Below are 8,361 nucleotides of genomic sequence, written 5' to 3' on the forward strand. Positions count from 1 at the left end.
GTCTGCCTGTGTGAGCTGTGGCCCGCGGCCACGGTCATGACGAGGGCCAGCAGAATGAGTAAGGCTGGGCGGTGCGAATCTTCAGAGCGCCGGATTGCTAGGTTTGTCAGCGTGTTCGGGTGGGTAAAGGCGCGTGGCGCCGGAATGATCGTTGTCGGGGTGGCCGTGGCCGGGTGTGGCGCGGAGGACGCCGGATCCGCGCAGCCGACGATCGTGTCGTCGGCACCCGCGCCGACGAAGGCCCCGGTCGTCGACGGGGTGCTGCCGAGCGGCGCCGACAAGCAGGGCTGGCTCGATCCGGGGGCGCGCTGCCTCGACGGTGAGCGGCCGGTGCTCCTGATCGGCGCGACCAGGAGCTCCAAGGAGAAGTTCGCGGTGTGCGAAGGCACCGACGCGACCCGCGTGCTGCGGGCCGCGGCACCGAGCCTGCGTGCGCAGCCGTTCGAGGCGCCGTTCTTCACCAATACCGCCAACAGCCAGCAGTTCCTGAACGGCGACGGCATGAAGATCGACCTGTCCAAGGCGACCGTCACGGTGACCGACGACCCGCAGAATCCGCGCTACATCGTCGGTTTCGCCGTCGAGGCGTACTGGAGCGTCATCTACTGAGCGCCAGTTCCAGGGTCGGTGCGAACGACTCGGCGAGTTCGCCGGGGACGATCAGTTCGTCGATTCCGTAGCGCGCGCTGCGGGATTCGAGGATCTCCACAGCGGCCTGGGGATCGCTGGACCAGCCTGAGCCCGAACCCGGTGTAGTGCGCGATGTTCATTCGTCCCCTCAGCGGTCAATCGAACCGCGCGACCGCAACCGAACGCCGACCGTCCCCGGGCGCGTCACCCGGTCGCGATCACGGAACCGACATCGGCAGGTAGCGAGCCAGGGGGCATTCACTTGCTGGCGCCGGGGCCACGATGGCTCCATGCCGTGAAGAACGCCTTCAGCACTCGCATGGCCGACTCCCAAACGCGGAAGGCGTCGGCTCGACATTGCGGCGTACGAGCGGCCACCGCGGTCAGGCCGGCCACCGTCGGCACGACCACGGCCGGGACGACCAGCGGCGCGGCCGCGATGAGCGCGCCGACACGGCGTCGGGTACGACACGGGTATTGATCCGCCCGCGTTCACTGAGCAACGGCTAGCGACCGTCAACGCGTAGACGGTTCGACACGCGGCTAGCCACTACGCGGTGAGCCGCGGTTCGAGTCGGTAGGCGAGGTCGTCACGCATGGTTCGCCAGAGTCGTTTCGCAACTTGCCGTTTGAGGCATCGCATGGCCTCACGCGACGTCTTGCCTTCGGCCATCTTCCGCCGGTGGTAGGTGTATCCGTCGCTACTGGGCGTTCGAGCTTGGGTGACAGCGACGATGTGGATCGCGGCGTTCAGGGAGCGGTCGCCGCTGCGTGAGAGCCGGTGGCGTTGCTTGTCGGCGCTGGCGACCTCGACGGGCGCGGTGCCGGTGTAGCTGGCGAAGGCGGCCTCGTTGGCGAATCTGGTTGGGTTGTCGGTGCGGGCGAGGATCCGTGCCGCGGTGACGGTGCCGACGCAGGAGATGGTCGTGCGGCACCCGGACGAACTACTCGAGCGGGTCGCGTCGGCGCTGCGGGCGGGCGGCGTGAGGGACCTACTACCGGTGGGAACCGCCGGTAATGTGGGCGACAGTCGGGCGAAGGGGGACGCGGATGCACGCAGCGGTGGCGATCGCCGCTCTCGCGGCGGCCTGCATCGTCCTCGATCAGGTCGGACTGTGGGCCGAGCGGCGCGGGTGGGTCTATTGGCGCAAGCGGAGACCGCCGGTCGACGGTGGCGCGGTCACCGGTGCGTTCGGGGAGATCCAGTCCTTGCTGTCGCCGTCGCACCGGCACGTCGTCGACGAGCAGCGGACGCAGAAGTCGTTGCGGCACGACGCGTCGAGCGGCGACGGCACCCGGATGCGGATCGACCTGCGCGGCGGCACGGTCCGGCTCGACCGGACGGACGGCTCGGGGGACTGAGCTACTCCTGCTCGTCCCGGCGGTCGAGGTCCCCCACGATGCCGAGCCCGTCGCGGCTGCGCTGCTCGCGGTAGGCCACCCGGCCGACCGTGTGCGCGATGACCGGCGCGGTCAGCAGGGTGAACAAACCGACCAGCACCAGCATCCAGATGTCGACGTTGCCGCGCAGCCGGATCACCGCCCCGATCAACACCAGCACCAGGCCGATCACCTGGGGCTTGGTCGCGGCGTGCATGCGGGACAGGGTGTCCGGGAAGCGCACGATCCCGATGGCCGCGGTCATGGCGAGCAGCGCGCCCAGCAGGATGAGGGTGGCGGCGACGACCTCGAGCACGGTGTTCACTGGTCGTCACGCACCCGGAACCGAGCCACGCTGACCGAGCCGACGAAGCCGACCAGGGAGAGCGCGACGATGGCGGGCACCAGCGTGGTGTCGAGGCTGTAGGCGGCCCACACCGCGAGCCCGCAGATGGCCACCGCGACCAGGGTGTCCATCGCGACCAGACGGTCCAGCGTGGACGGCCCGTCGAGCAGTCGGTACGAGGTCATCACGGCGGCCACCGAGAGCATCACCCCGGCGATCACGAGCACTGTCGTCACGGCAGATCCTTTCGGTCGGTTGGCTCGTGCGCCGAGGGGTCGAAGACGGGGTTGTCCACGTGCCACGGCGAGGGCTTCCACTCCTCGTCGCGCTCGAACGAGGCGATGAACAGCCGCTCCAGCTGCCGCACGGTCCGGTAGAACTGGTCGACGGCCTTGTCGGTACCCACGTCGAGCACGTGCACGTACACCATCCGCTTGACCTGATCGACCTCCAGCACCATGGTGCCGGGGATCAGGTTGAGGACGTCGATGCACAGGGTCAGCACCAGATCGGACTTGATGGCCAACCGGGCGCGCAGCACTCCCGTCACCGGGGGCGGGCCGGGGCGCACCGCGAGCCAGGCCACCTGTGCGCTCGACTGCGCGGCGTACACGATGCAGAGCCCGACCAGCTTGACGATCGACCACAGGTGGATCCGGCCCTCGACCGGTACCCGCGGCAGCGGGAGCAGCACCATGATCAGCACCCCGACGGCCAGGCCGCCGAGGATGTTCGCGACGCTGATGTTGCCCCACAGCAGGATCCACACGAGGGTCAGCCACACCAGGACCCCGACGCGGAGCACCCGTTCCCGGTTCATCGCGTACCCCCCGTCGCGGCCGCCTGCTCGGCGTACCCGGGCCCGAGGACGGCGTCGATGTAGATCGAGCGGTCCCGCAGGTCCGCGGCCGCACGGTCGGTGATCGCGATGAACTGGCCGGCGAACACGGTGAGGGCGAGGCCGACCACGACCACGCCGATCGTGGGGATCAGCATCAGGGCGGGCATCCGGCCGACGTCGGCGCGGTCGTCGAAGGCGATGTCCGCCTCGGACTCGTCGATCAGGGCGGACGGGCTGACGTCGGCGAGGTCGCCCTCCGGGGCGTCGGCGCGCGAGCGCCAGAACGCCTTCGTCCAGATCCGGGCCACCACGTACAGGGTGAGCAGGCTCGTGACCGTGCCGCCCGCGACCAGCACCCAGGACAGCGCGCTCGGGTGGGCGACGCCCGCCTGCAGCAGGGCGATCTTCCCGATGAAGCCGGAGAACGGCGGGATGCCTGCCAGGTTCAGCGCGGGCACCAGGAAGACCAGCGCCAGCACCGGGCTGGCAGCGGCGAGGCCGCCGAGCCTGCGCAGCGAGGACGAACCGGCCTGCCGCTCGATCAGGCCGACCACCAGGAACAGCGCGGTCTGCACGATGATGTGGTGCGCGACGTAGTAGATGGCGCCGGACAGGCCCTGCTGGGTGGACAGCGCGATGCCGAACACCATGTAGCCGATGTGGCTGACCAGGGTGAACGAGAGCAGCCGTTTGATGTCGGTCTGCGCGATGGCGCCGAAGATGCCGACCAGCATGGTGAGCAGGCCGCAGATCATCAGCACGTTGTCGAGCTCGCCCTGCGGGAACAGCAGGGTGTGCGCCCGGATGATCGCGTACACGCCGACCTTGGTGAGCAGGCCGGCGAACACCGCGGTGACCGGGGCAGGCGCCGTCGGGTAGGAGTCGGGCAGCCAGGTGGACAGCGGGAACACCGCGGCCTTGATCCCGAACGCGACCAGCAGCACGCCGAAGATCGCGGTCCTGGTGCCGACCGGGATGCCGTCGAGCCGGGTGGCCATCTGGGCCAGGTTCAGGGTGCCGGTGGCCGCATAGGCGAGGGCGATGCCGACCAGGAAGATCAGCGAGGACACCATCGAGACCATGACGTAGGACACGCCCGCGCGCACCCGGTCGGCGCTGGCGCCGAGGGTCAGCAGCACGAACGACGCGGCGAGCAGCACCTCGAACCCGACATACAGGTTGAACAGGTCGCCCGCGAGGAACGCGTTGGAGATGCCCGCGGTCAGCGCCAGGTAGGTGGGCAGGAAGATCGACACCGGTTGGCGTTCGGTGCCGTCGTGGATGCCCTGCCCGACCGCGAACCCCATGACGGCGAGCAGGACGATGTTCGAGACCACCAGCATCACGGCCGACAACTGGTCCACCACCAGGGTGATGCCGATCGGCGAGTCCCAGCCGCCGACCTGCAGCGTGGCGATGCCGTCCCGGTCGGTGAGGTACAGCAGCAGGCAGGCGACGACCAGGCCGACCACGAGCGCGGACATGGTGACCGCGCGCTGGAACCGCGGCCTGCGGCCGCCGATGAGGGTGACCGCCGCGGCCAGCATGGGCACCAGCACGGGCAGCGGCATCAGGGTCTGGATCAGGTCGGGGGACAGGGTCATTCGCGATCACCGCCGGGAACCCGGACCGGTCCGTCGCCGTCCGGGTCGAACTCGTCGAAGTCGCCCTCGCGCAGATCCTCATAGCACTCGAGGTCCTCGAGGTTCTTGAGCTGTTCGAGCGGGATCGGATTGCCCTTGTCGTCGAAGGCGTCGCCGCCGAAGGTGGAGTCGCCGGTGATCGGGTCGTCGGAACGGTCGTGGTCCGGTGCCTCGGCGGGGCCGCGGCGGCGGATGACCTTGGTGTCCTCGGGGTCGTTCTCGACGGCGTCCTTGGTGTTTATCTTGAACGACCGGTAGGCCAGCGCCATCACGAACGCCGCGATGCCCATGGTGATCACGATCGCGGTCAGGATCATCGCCTGCGCCAACGGGTCGGCCATGGTGTCGTACACCGCGTTCGCCCGCCCGACGATGGGGGCGCTGCCCGGCGGCCCGCCGGCGGTGAGGATGAGCAGATTGACGCCGTTGCCGAACAGCAACAGCCCCAGCAGCATCTTGGTGATGCTGCGCTCGAGCAGCAGGTACACCCCGCAGGCGACCAGCACGCCGACGATGATGAGGATGCCGAAGTTCGCGCTCATCGGGCGTTCACCTCGACCTCGGCGTCCAGGCGCGCGCCGAGGCTGCGCAGCACGTCGAGCACCAGACCGACGACGATGAGGTAGACACCGAGGTCGAAGAAGATCGCGGTCACCATCTTGATGTGGCCGAGCAGCGGCAGCGTGACCTCCAGGGTCGCGGACGAGAGCGCGGGGGCGCCGAGGAACAGCGAGGCCAGCGCGGTGCCCGCGGAGAACATCAGGCCGAGCCCGAGGATCTTGCCCGCGTCGATGGGGACCGCCTCGCCGAGCTCGTAGCGGCCGCCTGCCAGGTACCGGAGCACCAGCGCCAGGCCCGCCGTGAGCCCGCCCGCGAAGCCGCCGCCGGGGGCGTTGTGGCCGGAGAAGAAGAAGTAGACGGACAGCACCATCATGGTCGGGAAGATCATCCGGGTGGTGATCTCCAGGACCAGCGACCGGTGCCGGGGGTCGATCAGGTCGCCGCCGCGCAGCCAGGTGGTTTCCGAGCTCGACGCGGCCTCCTCGGCCCCCGGTGCGTCGGACACACGCGGCGCGGTGCCGAACCGGCGGGTGCGGAAGACCAGCGAGGCGACGCCCGTCGCGGCGACGAGCAGCACCGAGATCTCGCCGAGGGTGTCCCAGGCGCGGATGTCGACAAGCAGCACGTTCACCACGTTCTTGCCGTTGCCGAGGGTGTAGGCGGCCTCGGGCAGCTGCAGCGAGATCGGCGCGGTGTTCCGGGCGTTCATCGCGTACGCGCCGAGCGCCGTGACGGTGGCGCCGACCGCGGCGCCGAGCAGGGCGCGCGGCGCCTTGAAGCCGACGGACTGCCGCTCGTCGGTCTCGGCGGGCAGCTTGCGCAGCACCAGCACGAAGATCACCAGTGTCAGGGTCTCCACCAGGAACTGGGTCAGGGCCAGGTCCGGCGCGCCGTCGAGGGCGAAGATGACGCCGCAGCCGTAGCCGCCGACGCCGACCAGGATGACGCTGGCCAGGCGGTTGCGCATCACGGTCGCGGCGAGCGCGGCGGCGATCATGATCAGCCCGACCGCGAACTGGATCGGGGACTCCCACAGCCGCAGCCGGACCCCGGTGTCGGTGTTGAGCACCAGCAGGATCGTCGGCAGCAGCACCAGGGTGACGAGGATCGACGCCTGCGTCAGCGGCAGCGAACCGCGCTGGGTGGTGCCGGTGAGCTTGATCGAGATGGTGTCCATGGCCCGCAGGGTGGCGTCGTACACGCGGTCGGCGTTGCCGAGCGGCGGATGCTCGAAGCGCAGCCTGCTGACCCAGCGGTGCGCGACGAACAGCACCGCACCGCAGCCGATCACCAGGATGGTCAGGTACAGCGGCAGGCCGAAACCGTGCCACAGCGCGAGGTGATAGTCGGCGTGCTCGCCCGCGGGCAGCGTCTGTGCGTACGGGCTGAGCAGGCGGTCCATCACCGGGGCCGCCAGGCCTGCGGCCAGTCCGCCGACGGCGAGCAGGGCGGGGACGAACAGGAACAGCGGGCCGGCGGCGTGCATGCCCTGGACGGCCGGGCTCGGCCGCTTGAGCTGCTTGCGGCCGAACGCGCCCCAGATGAACCGGATGCTGTACGTCACCGTCAGGATCGAGCCGGCGACGACCGTGGCGAGCACGAGGGTCCGCACGGGCGGGCTCAGCGCATCGGTGGTGGCGATCGCCTCGAGGGCGCCCTCCTTGCCGACGAAGCCGAGGAACGGCGGCAGCCCCGCCATGCTGGCGGCGGCGAGGACCGCGATGACGCACAGCGCCGGGGCGCGCTTGCCCAGGTGGGCCAGCTTGCGGATGTCGCGGGTGCCGGTGGTGTGGTCGATGACGCCGACCACCATGAACAGCGCGGCCTTGAACATCGCGTGCGCGACCACCATGGTGATGCCCGCCAGCGCGGCGTTCCTGTCGCCGATACCGACGAGGGTGATGAGGAAGCCGAGCTGGCTGACGGTGCCGAAGGCGAGGATCAGCTTCAGGTCGAAGGCCCGCAACGACCGCCAGCCCGCGAGCAGCATCGACGCCAGCCCGAGGGTGATCACGGTGACCCGCCACGGCGCGGAGTCGGCGAACCCGGGCGCGAGCCGGGCGACGAGGTAGATGCCAGCCTTCACCATCGCCGCCGCGTGCAGGTACGCGCTGACCGGTGTCGGGGCGGCCATCGCGCCGGGCAGCCAGAAGTGCATCGGCACGATCGCGGACTTCGACAGCGCGCCGATGAGCACCAGCACCACAGCGACCCCGGCGAGCCAGCCGCCTGGCGGGTCCGCGAGCAGGTCGGAGATCAGGTAGCTGCCGCCGACCTGGCCGAGGATGAGGAAGCCGACCAGCATCGCGAGGCCGCCCGCGGTGGTCACCAGCAGCGCCTGGGTGGCGGCCCTGCGGCTCGACGCCCGCTCCGCGTAGTGCCCGACCAGCAGGAACGAGAGCACCGTGGTCAGTTCCCAGAAGATGTAGAGGATGAGCATGTTGTCGCTGGTGACCAGGCCGAACATGGCGCCGGCGAACGCGACCATCTCGGCGGCGAAGATGCCGAGGCGGGGCTCGTCGTCGGTGAAGTACCGCGAGCAGTAGACGAGTACGAGGCTGCCGATCCCGAGGACCAGTGCGGACATGATCGCGGCGAGCGCGTCGAAGCGCATGTCGATGTCCATCGACAGCCCGGGCGCCCACTGGATGTGCAGGCTCTGCTGCGTGCCCCAGTTCTTGATCACCCAGCCGAGGCTCGCCAGCGGCACCAGCGACAGCGGGAGGAATGCGTTGCGGCCCATCGCTCGCACGACAAGCGGCGCCAGGACGGCGGCGAGAGCGTGGGCGAGCAGGACAGCAAGCAATGGGCACTCCGTCGTTTGTCGTGTGCGGCGGCGGGGTGTCGGTACGCCCCGGAGGTATCCGGGGGTCTGTGTCCGAGTTTAGTGGATGCCCCGTGTCCGAACGCAGGCGGCTTCGCCGCCCGTGAGTCCTTTGCGTCGCCCCGCAGGCCAAAAG

General features: G+C 69.8%; 9 protein-coding genes. 2 read left to right on the forward strand and 7 right to left on the reverse strand.

Annotation, left to right across the window (positions count from 1 at the left end):
- Positions 1-111 precede the first annotated feature (111 nt).
- A complete protein-coding gene (locus ACWFRB_RS16295; protein WP_452642170.1) occupies positions 112-609 on the forward strand; it encodes a hypothetical protein in 498 nt (165 codons plus the stop codon).
- 571 nt (positions 610-1,180) lie between these two features.
- On the opposite strand, the gene ACWFRB_RS16300 is transcribed toward ACWFRB_RS16295, so the two are convergent.
- Positions 1,181-1,690, reverse strand: coding sequence for a transposase (locus ACWFRB_RS16300; RefSeq protein WP_452642184.1), 510 nt, complete (start codon positions 1,688-1,690; stop codon positions 1,181-1,183).
- On the opposite strand from ACWFRB_RS16300, the gene ACWFRB_RS16305 reads away from it, so the two are divergent.
- The gene (locus ACWFRB_RS16305) at positions 1,681-1,992 is read left to right on the forward strand and encodes a DUF6191 domain-containing protein (RefSeq protein ID WP_452642171.1); all 312 of its coding nucleotides are present in this window, start codon (positions 1,681-1,683) and stop codon (positions 1,990-1,992) included. The genes ACWFRB_RS16300 and ACWFRB_RS16305 overlap by 10 nt on opposite strands.
- A gap of 1 nt (position 1,993) precedes the next feature.
- Here ACWFRB_RS16305 and mnhG read toward each other — a convergent pair whose 3' ends face one another.
- Genes mnhG through ACWFRB_RS16335 form a run of 6 tightly spaced genes read right to left on the reverse strand, consistent with a single transcriptional unit; the run spans position 1,994 to position 8,207 of the window.
- A complete protein-coding gene (gene mnhG, locus ACWFRB_RS16310) occupies positions 1,994-2,335 on the reverse strand; it encodes a monovalent cation/H(+) antiporter subunit G (RefSeq protein ID WP_452642172.1) in 342 nt (113 codons plus the stop codon).
- Positions 2,332-2,592, reverse strand: a complete 261-nt coding sequence (locus ACWFRB_RS16315) for a monovalent cation/H+ antiporter complex subunit F (RefSeq protein ID WP_027501268.1) — start codon at positions 2,590-2,592, stop codon at positions 2,332-2,334. Before ACWFRB_RS16315 ends, mnhG begins: the two co-directional genes overlap by 4 nt.
- Positions 2,589-3,176, reverse strand: coding sequence for a Na+/H+ antiporter subunit E (locus ACWFRB_RS16320; RefSeq protein WP_452642173.1), 588 nt, complete (start codon positions 3,174-3,176; stop codon positions 2,589-2,591). The genes ACWFRB_RS16315 and ACWFRB_RS16320 overlap by 4 nt, the downstream gene beginning before the upstream one ends.
- Positions 3,173-4,801 carry a Na+/H+ antiporter subunit D gene (locus tag ACWFRB_RS16325; protein WP_452642174.1) on the reverse strand — a complete coding sequence of 543 codons (1,629 nt, stop codon included), beginning with the start codon at positions 4,799-4,801 and terminating at the stop codon, positions 3,173-3,175. Before ACWFRB_RS16325 ends, ACWFRB_RS16320 begins: the two co-directional genes overlap by 4 nt.
- Entirely contained in the window at positions 4,798-5,382 is a 585-nt protein-coding gene (locus ACWFRB_RS16330) for a Na(+)/H(+) antiporter subunit C (protein WP_452642175.1), read from the reverse strand. Before ACWFRB_RS16330 ends, ACWFRB_RS16325 begins: the two co-directional genes overlap by 4 nt.
- Positions 5,379-8,207: a Na+/H+ antiporter subunit A gene (locus ACWFRB_RS16335; protein WP_452642176.1), complete on the reverse strand. Its 2,829-nt coding sequence runs from the start codon at positions 8,205-8,207 to the stop codon at positions 5,379-5,381. Before ACWFRB_RS16335 ends, ACWFRB_RS16330 begins: the two co-directional genes overlap by 4 nt.
- Between the last annotated feature and the right edge of the window lie 154 nt (positions 8,208-8,361).

The organism is Rhodococcus sp. NPDC055112 (assembly GCF_053607505.1).

Coding starts and splice junctions, on each gene's coding strand:
- ACWFRB_RS16330 (WP_452642175.1), bottom strand. CDS start 5,382: ATGAGCGCGAACTTCGGCATCCTCATCATCGTCGGCGTGCTGGTCGCC.
- ACWFRB_RS16325 (WP_452642174.1), bottom strand. CDS start 4,801: ATGACCCTGTCCCCCGACCTGATCCAGACCCTGATGCCGCTGCCCGTG.
- ACWFRB_RS16320 (WP_452642173.1), bottom strand. CDS start 3,176: ATGAACCGGGAACGGGTGCTCCGCGTCGGGGTCCTGGTGTGGCTGACC.
- ACWFRB_RS16305 (WP_452642171.1), top strand. CDS start 1,681: ATGCACGCAGCGGTGGCGATCGCCGCTCTCGCGGCGGCCTGCATCGTC.